The organism is Streptomyces sp. MK7 (assembly GCF_032658145.1).
GTDB classification, from domain to species: Bacteria; Actinomycetota; Actinomycetes; order Streptomycetales; family Streptomycetaceae; genus Streptomyces; species Streptomyces spiralis.
On record NZ_JAVACL010000046.1, the window covers coordinates 30,639 to 52,640 of the forward strand.

The 22,002-nt window shown below is 68.9% G+C and carries 24 protein-coding genes and 4 pseudogenes; 18 read left to right on the top strand and 10 right to left on the bottom strand.

The annotated features are described in order from the left end of the window. Nucleotides 1-512 precede the first annotated feature (512 nt). Nucleotides 513-1,090, bottom strand: a pseudogene (locus tag R2S09_RS33165) (AAA family ATPase). A 1,006-nt stretch (nt 1,091-2,096) separates the two neighbouring features. Between R2S09_RS33165 and R2S09_RS33170 the strand changes: the two are divergent. The 9 genes and pseudogenes from R2S09_RS33170 to R2S09_RS33210 all read left to right on the top strand — a co-directional run bounded on the left by R2S09_RS33170 (nt 2,097) and on the right by R2S09_RS33210 (nt 6,619). After that, a complete protein-coding gene (locus tag R2S09_RS33170) occupies nt 2,097-2,573 on the top strand; it encodes an Asp23/Gls24 family envelope stress response protein (protein WP_372337609.1) in 477 nt (158 codons plus the stop codon). Next, nucleotides 2,570-2,935 (top strand): hypothetical protein, encoded by a 366-nt coding sequence (locus tag R2S09_RS33175; RefSeq protein WP_306184030.1) that lies wholly within the window; start codon nt 2,570-2,572, stop codon nt 2,933-2,935. Before R2S09_RS33170 ends, R2S09_RS33175 begins: the two co-directional genes overlap by 4 nt. A 29-nt stretch (nt 2,936-2,964) precedes the next feature. Further along, nucleotides 2,965-3,171, top strand: coding sequence for a hypothetical protein (locus R2S09_RS33180; RefSeq protein WP_316745026.1), 207 nt, complete (start codon nt 2,965-2,967; stop codon nt 3,169-3,171). Next, nucleotides 3,171-3,584: an Asp23/Gls24 family envelope stress response protein gene (locus R2S09_RS33185; protein WP_306184026.1), complete on the top strand. Its 414-nt coding sequence runs from the start codon at nt 3,171-3,173 to the stop codon at nt 3,582-3,584. The genes R2S09_RS33180 and R2S09_RS33185 overlap by 1 nt, the downstream gene beginning before the upstream one ends. After that, entirely contained in the window at nt 3,581-4,117 is a 537-nt protein-coding gene (locus tag R2S09_RS33190; protein WP_316745030.1) for a DUF6286 domain-containing protein, read from the top strand. The genes R2S09_RS33185 and R2S09_RS33190 overlap by 4 nt, the downstream gene beginning before the upstream one ends. Further along, entirely contained in the window at nt 4,114-4,677 is a 564-nt protein-coding gene (gene amaP / locus R2S09_RS33195; RefSeq protein ID WP_316745032.1) for an alkaline shock response membrane anchor protein AmaP, read from the top strand. Before R2S09_RS33190 ends, amaP begins: the two co-directional genes overlap by 4 nt. 131 nt (nt 4,678-4,808) lie before the next feature. Then, nucleotides 4,809-5,531 carry a DUF2254 family protein gene (locus R2S09_RS33200; protein WP_316745049.1) on the top strand — a complete coding sequence of 241 codons (723 nt, stop codon included), beginning with the start codon at nt 4,809-4,811 and terminating at the stop codon, nt 5,529-5,531. Beyond that, nucleotides 5,420-6,482, top strand: a pseudogene (locus R2S09_RS33205) (transposase); the annotation flags it as partial. The gene R2S09_RS33200 and the pseudogene R2S09_RS33205, both read left to right, overlap by 112 nt. An 11-nt stretch (nt 6,483-6,493) precedes the next feature. Next, complete coding sequence (locus tag R2S09_RS33210) at nt 6,494-6,619, top strand: hypothetical protein (RefSeq protein WP_316745034.1); 126 nt, start codon at nt 6,494-6,496, stop codon at nt 6,617-6,619. Nucleotides 6,620-7,246: 627 nt separating this feature from the next. Here the strand turns inward: R2S09_RS33210 and R2S09_RS40750 are convergent. Continuing rightward, on the bottom strand, nt 7,247-7,414 hold the full coding sequence (locus R2S09_RS40750; RefSeq protein WP_399145224.1) for a hypothetical protein: 168 nt from the start codon (nt 7,412-7,414) through the stop codon (nt 7,247-7,249). Here R2S09_RS40750 and R2S09_RS33215 point away from each other — a divergent pair. Beyond that, nucleotides 7,407-7,628: a transposase gene (locus tag R2S09_RS33215; protein ID WP_316745050.1), complete on the top strand. Its 222-nt coding sequence runs from the start codon at nt 7,407-7,409 to the stop codon at nt 7,626-7,628. The genes R2S09_RS40750 and R2S09_RS33215 overlap by 8 nt on opposite strands. Before the next feature lie 25 nt (nt 7,629-7,653). Here R2S09_RS33215 and R2S09_RS33220 read toward each other — a convergent pair whose 3' ends face one another. Genes R2S09_RS33220 through R2S09_RS33230 form a run of 3 tightly spaced genes read right to left on the bottom strand, consistent with a single transcriptional unit; the run spans nt 7,654 to nt 11,802 of the window. After that, nucleotides 7,654-9,639 (bottom strand): PfkB family carbohydrate kinase, encoded by a 1,986-nt coding sequence (locus R2S09_RS33220; RefSeq protein ID WP_316745036.1) that lies wholly within the window; start codon nt 9,637-9,639, stop codon nt 7,654-7,656. A gap of 17 nt (nt 9,640-9,656) precedes the next feature. Next, nucleotides 9,657-10,451 (bottom strand): fumarylacetoacetate hydrolase family protein, encoded by a 795-nt coding sequence (locus R2S09_RS33225; RefSeq protein ID WP_306184014.1) that lies wholly within the window; start codon nt 10,449-10,451, stop codon nt 9,657-9,659. Between the two features lie 10 nt (nt 10,452-10,461). Then, on the bottom strand, nt 10,462-11,802 hold the full coding sequence (locus R2S09_RS33230; RefSeq protein WP_306184012.1) for an MFS transporter: 1,341 nt from the start codon (nt 11,800-11,802) through the stop codon (nt 10,462-10,464). 298 nt (nt 11,803-12,100) lie between these two features. Between R2S09_RS33230 and R2S09_RS33235 the strand changes: the two genes are divergently transcribed. Then, nucleotides 12,101-12,841 (top strand): IclR family transcriptional regulator, encoded by a 741-nt coding sequence (locus tag R2S09_RS33235; protein ID WP_306184010.1) that lies wholly within the window; start codon nt 12,101-12,103, stop codon nt 12,839-12,841. Nucleotides 12,842-12,894: 53 nt separating this feature from the next. Here the strand turns inward: R2S09_RS33235 and R2S09_RS40755 are convergent, their stop codons facing one another. Beyond that, nucleotides 12,895-13,143, bottom strand: coding sequence for a hypothetical protein (locus R2S09_RS40755; RefSeq protein ID WP_372337607.1), 249 nt, complete (start codon nt 13,141-13,143; stop codon nt 12,895-12,897). 15 nt (nt 13,144-13,158) lie between these two features. On the opposite strand from R2S09_RS40755, the gene R2S09_RS33240 reads away from it, so the two are divergent. From R2S09_RS33240 to R2S09_RS33260, 5 genes and pseudogenes are all read left to right on the top strand, one after another. Further along, the gene (locus tag R2S09_RS33240; RefSeq protein WP_316745038.1) at nt 13,159-13,581 is read left to right on the top strand and encodes an IS110 family transposase; all 423 of its coding nucleotides are present in this window, start codon (nt 13,159-13,161) and stop codon (nt 13,579-13,581) included. 231 nt (nt 13,582-13,812) lie between these two features. Then, nucleotides 13,813-14,091, top strand: a complete 279-nt coding sequence (locus tag R2S09_RS33245) for a transposase (protein WP_316745052.1) — start codon at nt 13,813-13,815, stop codon at nt 14,089-14,091. Beyond that, a complete protein-coding gene (locus R2S09_RS33250; protein WP_316745053.1) occupies nt 14,088-14,900 on the top strand; it encodes a transposase in 813 nt (270 codons plus the stop codon). Before R2S09_RS33245 ends, R2S09_RS33250 begins: the two co-directional genes overlap by 4 nt. 304 nt (nt 14,901-15,204) lie before the next feature. After that, a pseudogene (locus R2S09_RS33255) lies at nt 15,205-15,576 on the top strand (RNA helicase); the annotation flags it as partial. A gap of 212 nt (nt 15,577-15,788) precedes the next feature. After that, entirely contained in the window at nt 15,789-16,031 is a 243-nt protein-coding gene (locus tag R2S09_RS33260; protein ID WP_306184004.1) for a DUF5302 domain-containing protein, read from the top strand. Between the two features lie 673 nt (nt 16,032-16,704). Here the strand turns inward: R2S09_RS33260 and R2S09_RS33265 are convergent. The 3 genes and pseudogenes from R2S09_RS33265 to R2S09_RS33275 all read right to left on the bottom strand — a co-directional run bounded on the left by R2S09_RS33265 (nt 16,705) and on the right by R2S09_RS33275 (nt 18,641). Beyond that, nucleotides 16,705-17,193: a transposase gene (locus R2S09_RS33265; protein WP_306184003.1), complete on the bottom strand. Its 489-nt coding sequence runs from the start codon at nt 17,191-17,193 to the stop codon at nt 16,705-16,707. A gap of 249 nt (nt 17,194-17,442) precedes the next feature. Further along, nucleotides 17,443-17,964 (bottom strand): annotated as a pseudogene (locus R2S09_RS33270) (IS30 family transposase); the annotation flags it as partial. 317 nt (nt 17,965-18,281) lie between these two features. After that, the gene (locus R2S09_RS33275) at nt 18,282-18,641 is read right to left on the bottom strand and encodes a hypothetical protein (protein WP_306184000.1); all 360 of its coding nucleotides are present in this window, start codon (nt 18,639-18,641) and stop codon (nt 18,282-18,284) included. Between the two features lie 516 nt (nt 18,642-19,157). Here R2S09_RS33275 and R2S09_RS33280 point away from each other — a divergent pair. Then, nucleotides 19,158-19,496 (top strand): MerR family transcriptional regulator, encoded by a 339-nt coding sequence (locus R2S09_RS33280; RefSeq protein ID WP_316745042.1) that lies wholly within the window; start codon nt 19,158-19,160, stop codon nt 19,494-19,496. 96 nt (nt 19,497-19,592) lie between these two features. Here R2S09_RS33280 and R2S09_RS33285 read toward each other — a convergent pair whose 3' ends face one another. After that, nucleotides 19,593-20,330, bottom strand: a complete 738-nt coding sequence (locus tag R2S09_RS33285) for a hemolysin III family protein (protein WP_399145230.1) — start codon at nt 20,328-20,330, stop codon at nt 19,593-19,595. Nucleotides 20,331-21,286: 956 nt separating this feature from the next. Here R2S09_RS33285 and R2S09_RS33290 point away from each other — a divergent pair. Further along, nucleotides 21,287-21,631 carry a MerR family transcriptional regulator gene (locus R2S09_RS33290; protein ID WP_306183997.1) on the top strand — a complete coding sequence of 115 codons (345 nt, stop codon included), beginning with the start codon at nt 21,287-21,289 and terminating at the stop codon, nt 21,629-21,631. Nucleotides 21,632-22,002 lie beyond the last annotated feature (371 nt).

Genomic DNA, 22,002 nt, shown 5'->3' on the forward strand with positions numbered 1-22,002 from the left:
GCCGCCCGACAGGTGAGGGAACGCCCCGGCCCGGCCGCACCCACGACATCACCGCCGCCCGCCGCGATCAGGTTCTGGCCCTCCTGCGTGCCGCCGGCCTCGGCGCCCTGGCCGACCTGGGAAAACCGGCCCTGGACATGCCCGTCGACGACTGTTCCACGGCCCCCGTCGAAGACCCCGTCCCATATGCCGTCCAGAGACCAGAACCGTGTCGAGTACTTCGGCCCCGCCCCCAGCGGATCTCTCGCGCGCACTGGCGCTGACGCGACACCGTGGCTCCTCGCAGGAGCGGGACTGTTCCGCGTCGCTGGCGGTGGCGCGGCCCTGTAGCGCCCGCCGACGCGGCATTGACATCCCTGACGAACACGGCTCCGACGAGTGCTGACACACCTGCCCTGCTGAACCTGGCCACCAGAATCCGCACCCGCACCTTCGGGCTTTGGAATGCGTGGAAAGTCCGTGAACCCCCAGCGCCGAACCCGATTGAAGGCGGCCCCGCACCGGGATCGGCCTCAGCGGTCGATCGCCGGCACCTGGTCAAGTCCGGTCTCGCGCATGATGCGCTCCACGGTCTCGCTCAAGGCGCTGCCGGCGTCGATGACGGTTTCGATCCCGCTGGGCAGCAGGTCCCGCTCGCGATACCAGTCACGCAGGTGCTGGTCGGTGACCTGGGCCAGGTACGTCGGATCCGGCTTCGTTGCATGCCGGACGAACGTCTCTTCAAGAGGCACGTCCAGGTAGTAGCAACGAGAGATGCCACGGTGGTCGCGAACGAGGTCCTCAAGCATGGTGCCGTAACGGTCGGCGTACAGGATCCCTTCGACGACGGTGTGAAATCCGGCGTCCAGCGCATAGCGAGCTGTCATGCTGATCAAGCCGATGTTGGCAGCGCCGGGCCGGTCGCGCTCGCGCAGCACGATGCGCCGCAAGTTGTCCTGGCCGACCAGCGCCAGGTTGCGGCCGAACCGCTCACGTAGGCCGGCCGCGGTGGACGACTTCCCGGAGGCGCTGTTCCCGCGCAGCACGATCAGCCCCGGGTCTCCTCAGTTCCCACCCTCACGACGGGCACGATACTGTCCGCCGCTGACACCAGCGGTCATCTCGTACCGGGCGGCACGGGCCCCGTTCGTGCCTCGCCAGGCTGCCGCGGTGATCGAGTCCTCCTCGCTGCCATCAGCTCCACCTCCCGTCAGAAGACCGGGTCGGTTCCAAGGAGCACCGGCCTGAAGTTCCAATCATCCGATGCCTCGGGCGATATGCCGCCCGAGAAGTCTTCAACCTGGTCAGGACGGGTATCCAGCGCCCCGCGTTATAGGGGCGTCGGTGATACGGCGAGGCCCCGCCGGGATCCGTCCTGACGGAACCTCCGCGTGGAGCCGTGAGGAACGAAGCCGCATCGGAGCGCTCCTGTGCGGCTTCGCGGTGAGTCCGATGTCCGTGGTTTTGTACAGAGTTGCCAGGTTTGATGCTGAGCCCGTGGCACACACCCGACGTGTCCCCCCGACTCTTCACGGATCTGTCCCGCGCAGAATAGGAACGCCTTGTCGAGGTCATTCCGTCAGGCGGCCGCCCTTGCGGGGAGGGGATCAGTCATGACATGCCGGGGGCAGAGGCACTTGCTGACTGACACAGGGCGGGTCCACTGTCTGCATACGGGTGCCCCAGCCTCGCCCCCTGTTCGCCAAAAGGACTGATCATGGGGTTCGCTCCGGGTCGCCAGGCGATCCGGGAGTCGGGGTTGTGCCGACCGCTTTGAGCGTGCGAAGGACTGGTGCCGTCTCCATGGTGTGGATCGCCTTGACCGCCCCAGGCCGTGGGTGAGGTAGCGGTACAGGGCGGCGGTGTCCCGGCACAGGGCCTGCGCCACGATTGATCGGCCCACCGATCGCCGACGAGCACGAGTACCCGCGAGGTGGACCCGACGCCTTACCTCAGAGCGGTTCACGGGCAGGCTCCCCCCGTGCGTGGCGCGGACGGGTCAGCGGATCAACTTCATCTGCCGAGTGGCGTCCTGACCGGAGGAAGTCGTGGTGCAAAGGCCGTCATCTCGTGACATAAAGGGAGAGAAGATCTCTCTTTATCTAGGAGTCCAGGCAATGAGCACTTCATCGACAGAGTCGACGTCGAGGACAGGGCCGTCCGGAAACCGGTTCGGTGACGGGCGCGGGGACCTGGTGACGGAACACGGTAAGACGACCATCGCCGATGCGGTGGTGCAGAAGATCGCCGGCATAGCCGCACGCGAGGTCGACGGTGTCTACAACCTGGGCACCGGTGGATCGCGGGCTGTGGGAGCCGTCCGTGAGCGCATTCCCGGGTCGCGCGGTCCCAGCGTCACCCAGGGAGTGGCCGTGGAAGTCGGAGAGACCCAGGCAGCGGTTGACGTCGTGATCGTCTGTGAGTACGGCGTCTCGATCATCGACCTGGCGAACGGCGTACGGCGCAACATCATCAAGTCCATCGAGGGCATGACCGGCCTTGAGGTGGTGGAGGTCAACATCGCGGTCGACGACGTCCATCTGCCCGAGTCCGAGGAAGAAGAAGGCGTATCAACGGGCCCCCGGGTGCAGTGAACGAGCCGCCTGTCCGCAATGACAGCGACGCTGCCGTCGAGAGCTGCGGCATGACCGGGAACGGCCGCGAGTTCGACCCAGGGCGGATCGCCGATGCGGTCGCTGGCTGCGGACTGGTCAGCCGGGTGACTGCCGGGCCGTTCGGTGCGTCTGCCTACCTGCCTGGAGGGCGAGTACCCGGCATTGAAGTGTCCGGCAGGACGGTTCGAGTGCACGTCGTCGCCTGGTATGGCCACTCGATCCCGGAAATCGTTGCTCAGGTGAGGGACGCCGTCGTCGCTGCGGCGCCGGGCGCCATGGTCGACGTGGTCGTCGAGGATCTTGACCTCGACGCCCCCCCGACGGGCGAATCCGCTCGTTGAACCCCCAGGATCTTCTTTCGAGGTGTGCTGTGTACCCGTCCCCCACTGCTCTCGGTCTGGCCTTCGGCGTGGCACTGGGCTTCGCCGGCGCCTTCGGCGGCGTCATCCCCTTCTTCGTTGTTCTGTGCCTTGGGCTGATCGGCCTGTTCGTCGGCTGGATCGCCGAGGGCGGGTTCGATCTGAAGGCGTCCCGCGACGCCTACCGCGCCGGTACCCACCGGTCGAGGAGTCGCTGATGAGCGGCAGCAGCACCGGTTCCGCCGTCAACGCGGAGCTCGACCGGCCCGCGCTGAGTGAGGGCCCCGGGCGCACGGTCGTCGCCGAACGGGTGGTGGAGAAGATCGCCGCGCTGGCAGTACGGGAGGCCGGCCGCGTCGGGGGCGTCGCTCCGCGCCTGCTCGGGATGCCTCTCGGCCGTGAGGGCATGGAGCGCACGTCCCACGTGACCGCCTGGGTCGGTGGACAGGCGACGTCCTTGTCCGTCACGGTCTCCCTGGCCTGGCCGTGCCCAGCCCGCGCTACCACCCGGCGGCTGCGTCAGCACATCATCGAAAGGGTGGAGTACCTGACCGGCCTGCGTGTGGACCATGTCGACATCGACGTCACCCACCTCCCGTCGCCGTCTCACCCCACCCGGAGAGTGCGATGAGGCGTGTCCCCCGCAGGGTTCTCGTCGCCCTGATCTCCCTGATCATCGCCGCAGCCGGCGCGGCGCTGGCCATCGACGTGGTGGCGGTCGGCACGGGCAACTCCCCGGTGGTCTGGCCGCAACGTGCCATCACGACCGAGCTCGAGAGTAACCAGTGGGGTGAGCGACCCATCATGGCGGTGGCAGCCGCTACCGCTGTGACCGGGATGTTCCTTCTGTGGGCTGCCCTGTCGCGCGGTCATCGCCGGGCCGTCCGCGTGGACAGCGCGAACGACTGCACCTGCGCCCTCCTGACCAGGCGGGGTTTGCGTCGCAGTGTCGATGGGACGGTCGGCCAAGTGGACGGAGTCGACCACCACCGCGTGAGGCTGCGCGGCCGCCGGGTGAAAGTGAAGGTCACCACCCCCCTGCGCGAACGACAGGACCTGCGGGAACGCATCGCGGACGCCACTCGTGAGCGGCTGGAGGCGATCCGCCCCGCCCCTTCGTACAAGGTCACCGTGAAGGTACGGACCGCCAGGGGGAAGCCATGATCCGGCACCTCGACAGGGCCAACCGCGTCGCACTCGCCGTGATCGGCTTGGGTCTGCTGGCCGGGGGTGTTCTGTCGTTCCTGTATGGCTTGGGGGTGCTGGGTTCGGCAGGCCCCTCAGCGCCTCTGCTCACCGCCCCGGAACGCCACTACGCCGCCACGTCACCGTGGGTGTGGCCGCTGATCGGCTTCATCGGCGCGCTCGTCGCCGTCCTCGGCCTGCTGGCCGCGATGGCTCAGCTGCGGCCGGATGACGTGCGCAGCCTGCCTCTCGAGGCGGACCGCAGCAAGGGCGCCACTACACTCAGCGCCGATGCCGTCACCGGAGCACTGGAGGACGAGATCGAGTCTTACCACGGTGTCCGTCAGGCCCACGCCCGGCTGACGCACAGTGCCCGCTATCCGCACCTCAAGGTGAGGGTGACCCTCACAGCGGACGCGGATGTGCGCACGACACTGGAGAGGATCGAGTCGGGAGCACTCCCGCATCTGCGGGACTTCCTCGAACAGCCGCAACTACCCGCCCGAGTCAGGCTCCACGTCGGCACGATGAGTCGGTGATCTGGGACCGTCCCGCCGTGAAGACCCGGGTAGCTGCCCTGTCAGCGCCTCCTGTGGCGGCAACAAATCGGCATGTGACGCCGGCCCTGCTGCTGACGGCGTTCACCTATGCGCTCACCGTTCTGCGCACGGTGCGTACCGGTGACGTCTCCGGACCGAAGTTCGTGGCTCAGCTGTCGGTCAGTGTGGCCTTCGTCCTTGCGCCGGCGAGCGTCATGTGTCTCGTCGTGTTTCTCTCCCACCTGGTGCGCGAACTGCGGGCGGAGGTCATGCTGATCGCCGTCCACCAGGAGGCGAAGCGCACCATCGACAGGGTCCTCGGCAACGAGGAAGCCGACCGGGACCGCCCGGCGGAGCCGCCCCAGCCGTCCGAGCACGCCGCGCCACTGCTCGCTTCCCGGTCCGGCTTCCTCGCGGCCGTGGACGAGGACGCCCTGCTGCGGGCAGCCATCGATGCGGACGCCGTCGTCCTCGTCGATCGCCTGCCCGGCAGTTCCCTGGTCGCCGGAACACCCTGTGGCAGTGTCTGGTCGGGCGAACGCGTCCCGCTGCGCCCGGATACTCGGGACGGGCTGCTGCAACGCGCTGCGGAAGCGATCGTGACGGGACACGAACGCACCGACGAACAGGACGTGGCCTTCGCTCTCCGTCAGTTCACGGATGTCGCTCTGAAGGCGCTGTCGCCTGGCCTGAATGACCCGACCACGGCCGTCCATGCCCTGTCGCACTCCTCGGCTCTGCTGCCGGCCACAGGCTGGCCACCGCGAGACTACCCGAGGGCGTGGATGGCGTCGCCAAACTCCACGAGCTCGTCGCGAAGCATGGCGGTGAGGACCTCGAACCCGCTGACGTGATCGTCGGGATCGAGACCGACCGCGGCCCGTGGGTGCAGGGCGCACGCGCTGGCCGGCATGATCCGCATCGACCGCGACCAGCTCCGTCCGGTGGCCGGGGACAGCGAGCAGGCCCAGGCCGTCGAGGTCGTCGCCCGCGCCCATCAGACCCTCATCTGGGAACGGACCCGCACCTTCCAACGGCTGCGCAACACGCCGCGCGAGTACTTCCCCGCCGCACTCGACGCCTACACCGACCTGGCCCTCACCAGTACGGACGCGCTGGAACTGCTGATCAAGGCACCCACCCCGGCCGCGGCGGCGAAGCTGACCCGTTCACAGATCACCGCAGTGCTGACCCGGCACCGCCGGCACAACCGTGCCGCGAAGGCGGCCACGATCCAGACTGCGCTGCGCGAGCGGCACCTGGGCCTGCCCGAGTCGGTCGCAGCCGCTTACGCGGCCACCGCCACCGCCCACGCGAAGCTGCTGATCGCGCTGAACGAGCAGATAGCCGAGCTGGAAAGACAGGTGAAGGCGCATTTTCTTGCACACCCGGACGCTGAGATCTACCTCTCGATGCCCGGCATCGCGGAGATCACCGGCGCCCGGGTGCTCGCCGGGTTCGGAGACGACCCCACCCGTTGTACCTCTGCCAAAGCGCGCAAGAACTACGCCGGCACCAGCCCTATCACTCGGGCCTCCGGCAAGAGCCACACGGTCCAGGCCCGCTTCGTGCCTAACAACCGGCTCGCCGACGCTTTGCAGACCCAGACGTCCTCCGCCCTGCGGGCCTCACCCGGCGCCCGCCACTACTACGACAAGCAACGCGCCCGCGAGGCCGGCTGCAACCCCGCCCTCCGACAGGTCGGCAACCGCCTCGTCGGCATCCTCCACGGCTGCCTCAAGACCCGAACCCTCTACGACGAAGCGACCGCATGGTCGCACCACGCCCACCCCCACGCCACTTGACACGAAAGAACATGGGATGTCTGACCACGTACCTGAAACGCCTGCGGGTCACCGTGGCGGAGCAGTCCTTCCCGACAGAGGAGCAGGCCCGGCTGGACCGTCTGGCGCGGCAGGCCGAGCAGTCGATGCGGCCGTGAGGACGCTGGTTCGGTGGCCTTCCGCCCCATCTGGTGTGGCGTGTGACCGCCGCCCTCAGGCTTTCGAACACCAGGCGTCGGGACAGGCGACGGGTCTACTTCGCCGCCGCACCAGCTGTTTCCTTGCCCGACGCGTGGCCACAGCGAGTGCTTGACCGGCCAATGATGCTGGGGCGTCTCGCATGGGCCGACGGGACGAATCGCGGCCGACTCGACAAGCGCGGTGAGAAAGGGGGTGCTCCCTGGCCCATGAGCTACCAGCACATGAGTCGTTCGACAAGCAACCACCGGACTGCCAGAAGGAAGCCAGGTGGGGAGGAAGCAGCGGCACGACGGTGCCAAAAGGACGCCCACCGAGCGGTCGGCGGTCTTCGGCCGAGCTCTGCGGCTCTGCGTCGCGGTCGCTGCTTTCGCGACGGCTGCAGGGGAGGCGCGCCGAGACGCACAACCCTCCAGGAGCTACCGCCGACGTGGGCAGCAGCTACCGCCGACGTGGGCAGCCTGGCCATCCGATACGCCCATATCGCCGAGTCGGACGACGGAACATGGGCCAAGGGCTGTGATGCACCGGCACACCTGTGGATCCTGATTCAGGGCGAGCGGACCGACAGCGTGGTGGCTGCCTCGTCACCGGCGGCGGACTCCACGGAGATCGTCGACGCGCACGGCAAGAGCCAGTGTGGCCAGCAGGAAGACCTCGTTGAGGCTGTGGGCCAGTAAGCGGGCGGCTTCGGACAGCAGCGCGGGACAGTGCGCGAACGGCCCGCCGACCGCCTTGGCGGCCGCGATGAGCACGTTCGCCCCCGGCGCGCTGGACAGCGAGGCGTCGTTCGCCGCGCTGTGCGGTGTCAGCCCTGTCGAGCGCTCCTCGGGACGCAGGCAGTTCCGTCTGCCGTCGAGGCTGTTGCAGAACGCGCACGACGCCCACCCGGCGCGAGCCGCCGATGGGCGCAGCCCGGGGCGCCCGTCGGCACAGGGCCCGGGGATGACCAGCTCGGCATCAAGATAGCCGTCGTAACCCGGTAACCCGATTCTCATGCGCTCGTCGTAACGACGTTGAGGAGCGGGCGGCCGGCGGCGAACCGTCGCAGCTGCTCGGCGACGAAGCGCTCGGCGCGTGGGTAGAAGGTGGCCGATCCGCCGCCGGCATGGGGCGTGATCAACACGTTCTCGCAGTCCCACAACGGGTCGTCGGACGGCAGTGGTTCGGGGTCTGTGACGTCAAGGGCCGCACGCAGCCTGCCCGTTGTGGTCTCCGCCCGCAGCGCCGCGGAGTCGAGGGTCCGGCCGCGGCCGACGTTGACCACGAGCGCGTCGTCGGGGAGCAGCGCCAGCAGCTCGTCGTCCATCAGGCGGATGGTGGCCTGGGACTCCGGCAGCGTGAGGATCACGATGTCGGCGTGGGGCAGCAGCTCGGGCAGTTCGGCGACGCCGTGCACGCCTTCGGCGGGACGGCGGCGGCTCGCCACGCGGACGACCTCGGCCTCGCAGGCGAGCAGTCGCTGCTCGATCGCCGCCCCGATCGAGCCGTATCCGACGATTACCACACGGGTATCGGCCAGTGACCGGGTGAAGTACGGCGCCCAGTGGTGCGCATCCTGGTCGCGGACCCTGCGGGGCAGGTCCCGTTGAGCGGCCAGGACGAGAGCCAGTGCGTGTTCGGCGACGCTCGCGTCATGCAGGCCCCGGCCGTTGGACAGGACGACGCCCGGCGTGATGAACGGAAGCAGCTTCTCCACCCCGGCGCTGAGGCTCTGCACGGCGCGCAGGCCGGTCATACGGGGGATCAGATCCCGCGGCGCGTTGCCCTTCGCGTAGGGCATGACATAGAACGCGACGTCGGAGAGGTCCTCGGGCGGGGCCTGCTCACCGTCGTAGATGTCCACCTTCAGGTTGGACGGCCAGCCGCCCATGAGCTCGCCGATCTGCGGCCAGGGCACCAAGGCCCTCATCGTCTCCTCCGCGTTGGCGGCCTGCTCTCGTGGCGCGGTGCGGTCCTGTCGAGCGGCAGGTTCAGTGGTGCGGTCGCTTTCGATCCGCTCGGGGCCTTGGTGGCCGGCAGCCCTCTGCTCGGTGAGGAACGCGTCGAGGGCGTGCTCGGTGGGCATGCCGTCCATGTCGCCCGGGCTCGTCGTGGCGAAGGCTCCCACCGCGGCGGCGCGCTCCAGGCGGGCGGGGAGGGGCAGGCCGTTCAGGGCACCGCTGATGAGTCCGGCAGCGAATCCGTCGCCCGCTCCCACGGTGTCGACGACCGTGACCTTGAACGCGGGCACCCACCACTCCTCGTCCCGGGTGAACAGCGCGGCGCCGTCGGCTCCGAGTTTGACGGCGACCAGCGAGACGCCCCGCTCGAGATAGAAGTCCGCGATTCCTCGGGGAGTGGTGCGCCCGGTGAGCAGCTCACCTTCCGCAAGCCCCGGGAGCACCCAGTCGGACCGTATCGCGAGGTTGTTCAGGACCTCGACCATCTTCTCGCGGTCGGACCACAGCGACGGGCGCAGATTGGGGTCGAAGGAGATGGTCGCGCCGGAGGCCCCGGCGACCTCGAGGGAGTGCTCGGCGAAGGCGCCTGCCTGTGCGGAAAGGGCCGGGAAGATGCCGGTCATGTGCAGGTGGCGGGCGGAGGTCAGCCGGGCGTCGGCCTCAGGGCTCGGCTGCAGGCGGCTGCCGGCCGAGTCACGGCGGTAGTAGACGACCAGCGGGTCGCCTTGTCCGTCGGTCCTGCTCTTCAGCTGGAACCCCGTGGGGGCCTCAGGGTCGGCGACGACCGCACCCACCTCCACGTTCTCCGCGGCGATCTGGGAGACAGCGTACTTTCCGAGGGGGTCGTCTCCGACACGGCCGAGCCAGCCGACGCGGTGACCGAGACGGGACAGGGCGACGGCGACATTCACTTCGGCGCCGGCGAGGGCCCGACGGTAGTGCGTGACGGACGCGAGCTGTCCGGGTTCCTCGGCCACGAACATGGCCATGGCCTCGCCGAAGGTGACGACGTCGAGGTGGGGGGTCTGGGGTGTCACTGGGTGTCCTTACAAAATTACCGAGTGCGCTCGGGAGTGCGGGGGGCTGCCGGGGCCGCGACCACCGGGTTGGTGAGTACGCCCAGGCCGGGAGCGCTGATCGCGACCGTCTCGCCCGCCGCCACCGGCCCGTAGGTTCCGGGGGCACCGGCGAGGACGACGTCCCCGGGGTGGAGGGTGAGGAAGGAGGTGAGGTAGGCGAGGATCTCGCTCACGCCCCGGGCGAGCCGGGCGGTCGAGCCGACGGGCAGCGATCGGCCGCCGATGCTGACCGCGAGGTCCACGGCGCCGGCATCCAGGTCGGTCTCGATCCACGGCCCGAGCGGCGTGAAGCCGTCGTAGCCCTTGGCCTGGAGCGGATCACCGGCCTGCAGGTCGCGAGCGGTCACGTCGTTGCCGAGGGTGTAGCCGAGCACGGCGTCCAGGGCATCGCCGACTGCCAGGTTCCGGGCGGTGCGGCCGATGACGACGGCGAGCTCTCCCTCCGCGTCCACCCGGCCCACGTGCCCGGGCAGCGGTATCGGGTCGCCGGGGCCGATCACCGACCCGGGTGGCTTGAGGAAGGCGTTGGGCGGGAAGCGGCGGTCGTCCGGTTCGCCGTTGCGCGCCATTCCTATGACGAGCCGGGGCTCGGTCGGGGCCAGCAGCCGTACGGAGTCCAGCGGGAGGGTGCGTCCGGTGAGTCGTGGCGTCTTTCCCTTGAAGGGGTCGGACACTTGGTGCAGGACGTCGCCTTCGACCAGGCCGTGGCCGGCCACCGGCTCCTCGCCGGTGGCCGTTCCGCGCTGCGGGCGGAATCTTACGATGCGCATGTACGGGCCTTCACGCGGCCGAGCGGACGGGCGCGGTGGCCGTGGACGCGGTACCACTGGCCCGGACGAACGGCATGATCAGGGCGGACAGCAGCAGTGCCACGGCGAGTACGAGGAACGAGGCTCCCTTGGTACCGGTCGCGCTGTCGACCCAGCCGACCAGGTAGCTGCCGAGGAACCCGCCGAGGGCGCCGAAGGAGTTGATGAGCGCCACCGAGGGGCCGGCCACACTACGCGGCAGGAGTTCCGAGATGTTGGCGAAGTACGGTCCGTAGGGTGCGTACATCGCGCCGCCCGCGATGACCAGCAGCACGAAGGACAGCCAGAAGTGTGACGCTCCCAGCAGGTACGAGCCGTAGAACGCGGCCGCGCCCAGGGCCAGCCAGGGCCAGACGAAGCGGTTGCGGCTCTCGGCGCGGTCGGAGAAACGCGAGTTGACGATCATCAGGATCACGGCGAGCGCGTAGGGCGCGGCGGAGATCAGGCCGGTCGCGCCGATCCCGGCACCGGACCCGGCCTTGACGATCGACGGCAGCCAGAAGACGAACCCGTACACGCCCAGGCTCCACAGCAGGTACTGAACGCTCAACATGACCACGTTGCGCGAGCGGAACGCCTCCACGTAGCTGTTGACCGGGGTGATGTGCTGCTGCTCGGCTTCCAGCGCGGCTGTGACGGCACTCTTCTCCGCCGGGTCCAGCCAGGTGGAGCGCTCGGGGCTGTCGGCCACCTTGGCGCGAAAGACGAAGGCCCAGGCGATGGCGGGCAGGCCCTCGATGAGGAACATGCCGCGCCAGGAGGTGAGGTCGATCAGGTAGCCCGACACCGCGGTGAGCCACAGCACAGTGACCGGGTTGCCGAGGATGAGCACGCTGTTGGCGCGACCTCGTTCGCGCTTGGTGAACCAGCGGCTGAGCAGGATCACCATGGCGGGCAGGACGGCGCCTTCGACCAGGCCGAGCAGGAACCGGACCACGATCAGCGCGGTGGCCGACGTGAGGGCCGCCTGCACCGAGGCGAGGGTGCCCCAGGCAATGAGGCTCCAGAAGATCAGCGTGTTGACGCTTCGCCGCTCCGCGTAGAGGGCGCCCGGGATCTGGAAAAGGAAGTAGCCGAGGAAAAACGAGGCTCCGACCAGGGAGGCAAGGCCGCTGCTCAGGCCGAGGTCGGACTTCAGGCCACCAGCGACCGCGATGGAGAAGTTCGACCGGTCGAGGTAGGCGAGGCTGTACGTGATGAACACGATCGGCAGCAGATGTCTCCAGCGCTGTCGTCCAAGCTCGGACGGAGCGGGTCTGCTGACGGAGGCGGCGTCGTGCCGGACGGCTGCGCCTGACTGCGGCTCGGTCATGGGGATGTCCTTGAGGGGGAGTGTAAAAGCGACACTGCTTTTCCCGTATAGTGGAAAAGACTTCCACGATGCGGCGATCAGTGAGTCTCCGCTCCGGACCGCGCCGCGTCAAGGGTCTGCACTGATCCCTTCGTCACGCGACCGTCACGTCGCGGTGCCCGACCGGTTACCGTGCTGTCCGGCGCCTGTGAGGGGCGTGGAAGCGTGGGGTCGGAGAGGGCTCAGAGAGAGGGAGAGGGTCGAGGCAGTGACATCGCATCGGGCGCCGGCGGCAGCCGCCGACAGAACCGGCTCGGACATGGTGGGCAAAGCACTTCGCCTGCTCGGCCTGCTCTCCGAACACCCACACGGGACAAGCCTGTCAGAACTTGCCCAGACCGCAGGATACCCGGTCAGTACCACCCACCGGCTGCTCAAGTCGCTCCAGCGCGAGGGCTTCGTCCGCAGTGACGACGGCAGCAGGCGGTACAGTCTCGGACTCCGGCTCTTCGAGCTGGGCCAGCGGGTCTCGCACGGCCGGGGGTTCGCCGGTGTGGCCCTGCCGGTCATGCAGCGCGTCACGGCCGCGACGCGCGAGCCCACGCTGATGTCGGTGCTGGACGGGCACGATCAGTTGTACGTGCACTATGTCGAGGGCCCCCAGCAGGTCCAGATCACCGGTGAGCCGGGCAACCGCGGCCCCCTGCACTGCACCGCCATGGGCAAGTGCCTCGTGGCCTTCCAGTCGCCGGAAGAGAGCCGGAAACTCGTCAGCGAGCTGGAACTGCCCAGGTTCACCCCGAACACGATCACCCACGAGGACGCGTTCGCCGAGGAGATCGCACGGGTACGCCAACTCGGTTACGCCGTCGCCGACGAAGAGCACGAGCTCGGCATCCGCGCCGTGGGTGTGCCGGTGATCGGGGTCGACGGCATCACCATCGCGGCCCTGTCCACCGCGGCCCCGGCCTACCGGATGACCATGGAACGGCTGCGTGAGTTCGTACCCCTGCTCCAGGACGCGGCCCGAGAGCTGGCTGCCGTCCTGCCCCCTCGCTGAGCCGAACGCCCTTGGCCTCCTCCGCCGAGAACAGCCGGGCGGCAGCAGGCCAGTCAGCGTGACTCCGTGCCTGGCTTCACTTCGCGTGGTGGGCACGGTGCTGGGCGTGCGTGCCCGGTGACCGGCGAGTTCGCGTCGGAGTGCATGCTGACGAAGTTCCTGGGGTCGTAGTTCGACCCGCCGAGCCGCGCGCAGAGCAGGTGCGCGCGGTTGTACCCCTTGTCCCTTTCCCAGCCAGGTGGATCCCCGTGCGGATCCATGGGGTTGGCGCCCAACATGTCCTTGCCGAGTGTGGCGTGCATGGCTCCGGGACGGCCGTGTTCGTCAAGGCCGTAGCGGACCCGTTCGCCAACTTGACCCGGCTCGTGGAACGCCACGCCCCGCAGCCGCTCACTGTGGTGGGCGTCGGTCCGGACACGGCCGTCACTTTGCTGATCACGATGGGGGACCACCCGGAACGCCTGGGCACTGAGGCGTCCTTCGCCGCGCTGTGCGGGGTCAGCCCTGTCGAGCGTTCCCCGGGCAGTCGGCAGTACCGTCGCCTCAACCGTGGCGGCGACCGGCAGGCCGACGCCGCCCTGCACCGGATCGTGCAGACTCGCCTGCGCTTCGACCCGGGCACCCAGAACTACTACGAACGTCGCATCAAGGAGGGCAAGACCCGACGCGAAATCGTTCGATGCCTCAAACGCTACGCTGCCCGGGAGGTCTTCCACCTGGTCATGCCCACACAGCCATAACCCCCGTCATAGGGGCTGTGACCGAGGTGTCCTGCTGTCACAGTGCCGGCCGCTGGTCGGGGATGGTGCGTTGTCGGTGCCGGGCCGGCGGGGTGTGTCCCGATAGGGGCCTGTCGATTGTTGTGGCGTCCTCACGATTCTGACCGTCTGACGCGGCCCGGTACCGGCAACGCGACGTGACATCGGACCGGAGGGAGAGGAACGGGCATGTCCAGTTCGACCGTGCCCGGTATGTCGACCGCTCCCAAGACCCGTCGTCGTCGCCCCGCGGGGGAGGTGGTTCTGGGAGTGGATACGCACCGGGATGCCCACGTAGCCTCGGTGCTCTCCGTGACCGGGGCAGTCCTTGCCACCGACGAGTTCCCGGCCACCGCGGCGGGATATCGAGCTCTGCTGAAGTGGGCCAGGAAGTCGGGAGCCCTGCGGCGGGCGGGCGTGGAAGGGACCGGCTCCTACGGGGCTCCCTGTTCCGCTATCTGCTGGCGCAGGGTGTGGACGTGTTCGACATGAACTGGATGGGCCGGGCGGATCGTCGGCGGCGCGGTAAATCGGATCCGCTCGATGCCCAGAATGCGGCGCGAGCCGTGCTGAGTGGGCGGACGCGTGCCCGGGCCAAAACAGGTGAGGGGCCGGTGCAGATCGGCAGGATGTATAGGCTCACGAAGGCGTCGGCCGTCAAAGCCCGCACCCAGGCCATCAACCAACTCAAGGCCGTACTCGTCACCGCGGACCCCGTCTTGCGGGAGGAACTGACCGAACTGGGCAACGCCGAACTCTTCCGTGCCTGCGCACAGTTCACCGATGCGCGTGGTCACGAAGAGGCCGGTAGGGAGTCGGTGGTGCAGGTCACCCGAGTCACGCTGGGCCTGCTGGCTCACCGGATCGGCCAGCTCTCCGAGGAGATCCGGGACGTGAACGCTCGTCTTGCCCGGCTCGTGGAACGGCATGCCCCGCAGCTGCTCGACGTGGTGGGGATCGGCCCGGACACGGCGGTCACGTTGCTGATCACGGTGGGGGACAGCCCGGAACGGCTGGACAGCGAGGCTTCGTTCGCCGCGCTGTGCGGTGTCAGCCCTGTCGAGCGTTCGGGACGCCGGCAGTTCCGTCGCCTCAACCGCGGCGGCGACCGTCAGGCCAACGTGGCGCTGCACCGCATCGTGTTCACCCGCCTGCGAGTCGACCCGCGCACCCAGGACTACTACGAGCGCCGCATCAAGGAGGGCAAGACCCGACGCGAAATCGTCCGCTGCCTCAAACGCTACGCGGCCCGGGAGGTCTTCCGCCTGGTCAGACAGCTGCAGTCAGGGCCCCGCTCATAGGGGCTGTGTGAGAGCGCCGGTGAGAGCTCGTTCGACGGCAAGCTCCTACAGGCGCGGCCGGCGGGGGCTTCCGGGCGGGTGTGCTGCAGCTCCGGCGTCGGCACCGCTGCCCCCCGGGTTCTCCTCCCTGCGCCCTCGCGTCGAGTGCTCGGCAAATCCGGCCGGGGCCCTCGGCGACCAACAGTCATAGCCTTCGCCCCTGCAAGGTCGAACGCTGCGGGAGGCGTCTGAGGCGATGCCTGCCCCCGCCGAGGGGCGCACGGGCTTCTCGTCCGCGGGCTGTTCATGGTCGCGGAAGCTGCGACAGGACTATATGCACCGGGCGGGCCGCACCGCGCGGGCCGGTGGGCCCGGCAGCGTGGTCACGCTCGTGCTGGCGGGCCGGCGCCGGGAGACGAGCCGCATGCTGGCCGGGGCCGGCATCGAGCCGACCGTCACCAAGGTGTGCTCGGGCGAGGCGGAGCTGAGCCGGATCACCGGCGCCAAGACTCCCTCCGGGATCCCGCTCGACGGCGGGCCCGCCGTCCCCCGGCCCAAGAACAGCAACGCTCCCTTCCGCGGCCTCGGCACCCGCAAGGGCACCTCCCGCGGCGCCGGCGGCAAGTCGCGAAAGGCCGGCGAGGCCCGCAAGCTCGCCGAGGCCCGCAAGGCCGCCCTCGTGCGTCGCAACGGCTGAGAGCCGTTGCCCCGGCGGCGAATCTCCTGCCCACGGGATCGGCAACCCTCGGCCCGGCCCGAAGCCGTCATGTGCGCCTCACCTACGAAGTCAACGCCTTTGGCCGCGGAAGGGATACCCGCCGAAACGGAGCAGAATGACGTCGCCGGCGCCTCGCACTGCGCCCAGCATGACAAGCTGTGCTTGCCCACCCCCGAACCCAGGAGGTCACCATGACCGCAGAGCCCGTACCTACGGAAGGTTCGGAGCCGGCTGTCCCGGAGACGTCCCCTCTGGAGCCGGACAGCGACGGCAACTACGACCTCAAGCGCAAGTTCCGCGAAGCCCTGGCGCGCAAGCGCGGTGCGCAGGCGGACGCCGCTGATATTGCCGCCAAGTCCGATGCGTCGAAGGTGCGTTCGGCGCATGGCCCGGCTGCGAGCCAGCGGTCGTTCAGGCGCAAGAGCGGCGGCTGAGTCGACGAGTCCCGCGATCTGGCCGCTTCACCGGCGCTCGCGCTATCCACTCGCGCGTCCCGTGCAGTGGCCGGCGACGTGCGCATGCCCGTGCGCGCGTCGCGGGCGGGGCTTGGCCGGCGGACTCGCCTGGGGGAATGGCCCAGACGCGGTTGGATCGGTCGGTGGCGCGCCGAACTGGAATTCCGGGATGAGGGCACTGTCTTGTCCGAGGGTGCGCGGCCGGTGTTGCGCGCCTTGCGTGCCCCTGTACCGCTGTGAAAAACGACTGCGGCTGTCGTCAGTTCCTCGCCGTCCGGGCCTGAGGCTCGTACGGCGGGCCACAGCACCGTCTCTTCCACGAAGGCATGGCTGAAGACCAGCTGCACCGCCTGCTTCAGAACGCGTTCCCGCTGGTGAAGGTCGTCGAGGGTCAGGTACTGATCCGTCAGCCGCCGTTTCCTCGTGCTCACGGCGTTGCCGCACCAGGATGCTGCTGTTTCCACCGAGCTGATCGACGGTCTGGTCCTTGACGGTCTTCGATATGGCCGCTCCCGTGCGTGCGCCCGAGACGGGCCGTGACGCTTGCCGGCGCCACCCTGATCTCCACGCCCGCCCGCACCATCCCTTGGGGGAGCAGCCCTTACGCTGGGCGCGCCCCCAAAACTTCCCGAAACGTTGCGCTCCGGCTGGGTCAATATCTGTGCCCGTGGTGGGTGTATGCCTTGAGCTGGTTGATCACCATGGTGCGGCGTCGGACGAGGTCGGCCCGTGAGTCGACCAGCACGCGCAGCTCGCGGACGCGGTCGTCGATGCGGTGACGGTCCAGGCCGGGGGTGGCGATCGCGGCGTGGGCGACTGCGGCGGCGTCGACGGGGTCGGACTTCGAGCCGGTGGCGGCGTGGAGCTTGCGGTGGGCCGACATCAGCCGGGTGGGGACCCAGACCACCTCGTGGCCGGTCAGCAGCAAGCCGTCGGCCAAGCGGCGGGCGAAGCCGCGGCCGTCCTCGATGGCCCAGGTGACAGAGGTGCCGTCGGCAATCGTGCGGATCCACTTGAGCAGGACCCCGATCAGGTTCGCGTCGTTCTTGACGGTCAACGGCCTGGTCAGCCGCCTGCCGTCAGCGTTGACGGCCACTGCGACGTGGACGTGCTTGTGCGGGTCGATCCCCACTGTCACCATCGAGTTGTCCTCTTGTCTGCTGTCGCGGATGACGGGACAGACGCGAGGGCCCTGGCCAGGGGACAGACCTATTGCGAGTTGACGGCTCAGCAGGCTTCTATCACGTCACTCCCGGCCAGGGCTCTCGCCCTGTGGACCGCCGTGGACATCTCAACGGAAAGCCTTCCGGCACGTGTTCTCCGAGTCACCCGACGATCCCGCCGAACCTCTCCCGTCGAAGAAGCCCGGCCCGCCAAGGCTGCACCAATAGGTGTTCTCGTTCGAGCCGCGCTGCCAGGGGCTGGCCGGGTCGCAGACGTAGACCGGGATGTCCGGGGTGACGGTGAAGGCGCGGTGGGAGGCCATCTCGATGCCCTGGTGCCAGGTCAGGGACCGCATCAGGTGAGGCGGGAGGGTCTGGACGGTCTCGGTGAGCGCGTTGCGGACAGCGGCGGCGCCGTGATCGCGTGGGAGGTGCACGAGCATCAGGTAGCGGGTGCTGCGTTCGACCAGGGTGCCGATGACGGAGCCGTTGTTCTTGCCGACGATCAGGTCGCCTTCCCGGTGGCCGGGGACAGCCCAGTCGGCGGCCTCGGCGGGCCGTTCGCTGATCATGACCATGGGGTGCACGAACCGCGATCGGCGGGCCGCCGAGTGCCGGTGCGGGCGGCGCATCGCGCGTCCGGTCCGCAGGGCCCGGGTCAGCTCGCGCCTCAGTTCCCCGCGGCCTCGGACGTAAAGCGCCTGGTAGACCGTCTCGTGGACCACGTGCATCTCCGGCTGGTCGGGGAAGCGTGCCCGTAGAGGGCAGCCCCGTGTCCACGACGGGCGGGGCTGCCCTGTACCTCGCGGATGCCTGCCGGCCGTAGAGCCGACGCTTGCCGGTGCGGCGGTTGATGCCGATGATCCGGCAGGCTTCCGTGTTCCCTATTCCAAGATCCACGAGCCGAAGGTGTTCCTCCCGCTCAGGGTCCGACCTCCTGGGCCCCTGAGGCCGCAGATCTTTCCGGATCTCGAAGTCCATCGCACCCCTTGAACTGGGGTGTTGCGACGACCACTAGAACGGAAGCGTGCCGGTGGGGCCCCACTGTGTGCCGTGGGCCGGTGAGTCAGTGGTCGGAGTAGCTGAAGTCGCCCACGGTCCAGGCACTGACGTCTTCGATCGCGACGCGGTACATCCCGCCTGTCTCCGGGATCCCCACCGTACCCTGCAGGATCCGGGCGACGTGGAAATGCAGATGCCTGGGCGGTCCGTCCTTCCTCGCGGGGGTGTCGAAGACGGCGGAGAACTCGCCCAGGTCGGCGGAGTCCGTCAGCACCTCAGACACCCTCTGCCTCCACATGGCTTCCGGAGCCAGCCGACCGGTGATGACAGCACCACTGGTGACCACGGTCAGGGACATCTGATTGCTCCGCCCGGACTCCACAAGGGCAGCTATCGCAACGAGCAGCTCGTCAAGCTTCGGCATGGGACCGGATTCTATGCACCGGCCCGCCCGGGCGGCTTGGACGAAGGCGCAACCGGGCGAGACGGGCGCATACGGCTCCCCTGGTGCGGCACTACAGGTCGGGGGTGCGCATGTGCGGCGGCTGCGAGCCAGGGGCGTGCTTCGAGGCATTGGTCGGCTGCCGTTCGGCTGCCGCAGGTCTTCGATGAACGCTTGAGCGGTATCGCGTGCGTCGGCAACGGCCGCGTGGAACGGGCAGCTGTGGCGTTGACGGACATCGTGTTCATCAGGGTCACCCTCGTCTGCGGAACGTTCATGCCCGGCCCTTGCCTACCCGACCCTGCGCCCCGCCCGCCGACCCACCCGAGCCACCGTGCACGCCGGAGGGGGCTGAGAATCGCGGTCGACGCGCCGGTCGGCGCCGCCACGGGAAGCTCCGCAGGCGGCTCTGGTCTCATCCGTGCGTCGGACCTGCGCTGCGGACGGTCCCCAATAGCAGATCGGCTCAGCGGGAGACCCGTTCCACAGAGAGGTGAGATGACAGCAGACGAGTCGCTAAGCCGTCTCGACGACGACGACTACCCTGCCTACACGATGGGCCGGGCCGCCGAGTTGCTCGGTACCACTCCCGGCTTTCTCCGCGCCATCGGCGAAGCGCGACTGATCACACCACTGCGCTCCGACGGCGGACACCGCCGCTACTCCCGCTACCAGCTGCGCATCGCGGCCCGCGCGCGTGAGCTCGTCGACCAGGGCACCCCGATCGAGGCCGCATGCCGGATCATCATCCTCGAAGACCAGCTCGAAGAAGCCCAGCGCATCAACGCCGAGTACCGCCGCGCCGGCGGATCGTCCAGTCCATCGGCCGCAGCCTGAGGTGAGCGGGCCCGCTGGTATCGGCGGGCTGTCACACCCGCGCGTGGCCGGGCTGCGGCGCGCAGAGATGATCCTCGTGTCCGAACGGCTCCCCCGTCAGTAGACGGCGAGGGAGATGGCGATGTAGTGCGCGGTGAAGGCCGCCACGGTCAAGGCGTGGAACACCTCGTGGAAGCCGAACCAGCGGGGCGAGGGGTCGGGGCGGTGGACGGCGTAGACCACCGCACCCGCGCTGTAGAGGAGACCGCCGGTCACAGTCAGGGTGACCACGGCCGCACCGCCGGCGTGCAGGAAGTCGGGCAGGTAACGCACCGGTGCCCACCCCAGGGCCAGGTAGCAGGGGGTGTACAGCCAGCGGGAAGCGTTGACCCACAGCACGCGGAAGGCGATACCGGTCAGCGCGCCCGTCCACACGATCCACAGCAGCAGGTTTCGCCGGTCGGGAGGGAGGAGGAGCACGGCCAGAGGGGTGCTGGTCCCGGCGGTGATCAGGAAGATGTTGGCGTGATCGAGGCGACGCAGGACGGCCTCGCCCATCGGCCCCCAGGTGCCGAGGTGGTAGACGGCGCTCGTCCCGAACAGCAGCCAGGCGGTGACGGAGTACACGGTGCAGGCCAGGGCCGCCTGCTGGGTCCGAGCCAGGCAGACGAGGACGATGCCGGCGCTCACCGAGGCAGGGACCATCGCGGCATGGAGCCAGCCACGCAGCTTCGGCTTGACCGGCTCGACCAGGTCGGCCGCCCACTCGACCAGGTCGGCAACCGGGTGAAACTCCTCCCCGGCATTGCCATGATGTGATCCGCCGGAGAGACCGGCTACGGCGTCCCCAGACACAACTTCCCGTCCTGTCCCGTTCTTCTGGGCATCATCGGCAACCATCCGATCATGCTAAGAGCCTGCCCGTGGCAGCGTCCGTCGAGGTCGGTCTCGCCACCAACTGCGCCTGCGGTGGCCGCCACAGGAAGTCACGCCGGGCGGGGGGCCGGTGGTGCGGATGCGTGTCATGCCGTTTCGGGGGTATTCGTGCGTCTTGACCCGGGTTGCTCAGGATGGGGGCGGCGATGTGGGCCCAGTGGTGCACGAAAACGAGGACCAGCCGCTGGCCCGCCGCCCGATACTGTTTGACGCGCGTACCTCGGCGGCCCGGGGGCGGCGGCAGCCCTCAACTCAGGGCCATGATCAATCTCAGCGCCGACGGCTGTACCGATGTAAAGGCCGGTCTCCCCGGCGGTCATGCGCTGTCGCCCCACCCTGGATCGGTTTTGTGCCTCCAGGCTCAGCATGTGGTCGCCGAGCCAGGAAGCAACCCAGGGGCAGCGCTCTTCCGAGTGTCTCTACGGAAGAACCAGACACTGACCATGGAGAAAACCTGTCGTGACGACAGTAGACATTGGCCCGCCGCAGGGTTACTGTCTTTGTCGTACCCAGGAAGTCGAAGTGGGCACGGCAGACACGAACTGCCATGCCGGCAGGTCAAGCAGGACACGGCCCAAGAGGGTCGTGAGCAGTACCCGCGGTATCCAGCAGTATCACCGAGTAACCGAAGGTAAGGAGCGAGACGCCATCAGGATCGCCCGGGCGAGGAAGCAGTCCGCCCGGGTACCGCAGGCCCCGGATTGGAAGGTGGTCCCCGGTCACGCATCCGCGATCCCCGCAGTCCGTCCTCCCAGGCGGACCCTGCGGACATACAAGGCCGGCGCAGTTCGCCGGTAGATGGTGTTGAAAGCTCGGGGCCCGGGTGCCAGTACGGCGCCCGGGCCCCCCGACGCGTCCCCCGGAAGAAGAGGTCTATGCCCCCTGGCAGTTCCCGCGCCGTCACCCCTCTCGATGACGACGACTACCCCGCCTACACCATGGGCCGGGCCGCCGACATGCTCGGCACCACCCCCGCCTTCCTGCGCGCCCTCGGCGAACACCGCCTGATCACACCTCTGCGCTCCGAAGGCGGCCACCGCCGCTACTCCCGCTACCAGCTGCGCATCGCCGCCCGTGCCCGCGAACTCGTCGACCAGGGCACCCCCATCGAAGCTGCCTGCCGCATCATCGTCCTCGAAGACCAACTCGAAGAAGCGCAGCGCATCAACGAGCAAATGCGCACACAAGGCCCCGAGCCGCAGTCGGAGACCTCAGCCTGACCGGACGCCGGCACGAAGACACGCTCCCGGCCCGCCACCGACCGGACCCCGCCATCGGCCCCTGAAACGAGCACCCCTGACCACCACGGGGCAAGGACCCCGGCGATCACCACGCTGGGGTCCTTCTCTGTCCAAGACGGTTCCACCAGTCCCGGGCCGGAGCCCTGCCAGCACGCCGGTTGCCCATCGGCGGCCCGCCAGGCCCAGTGAGGCACACGCCTGCCGTGTCGACGTCCGTGCCGTGCCGTCCCGCGCGCCTGGCACGATGGTTCTCATGCAGCCGCTGCCGGCTCCCTACCCCGCCGACCTCATGCCCGACGCGACGGGCATGGCGGCCTTCAAAGCGGCGTACCGGCAGGCCAAGGAGCAGG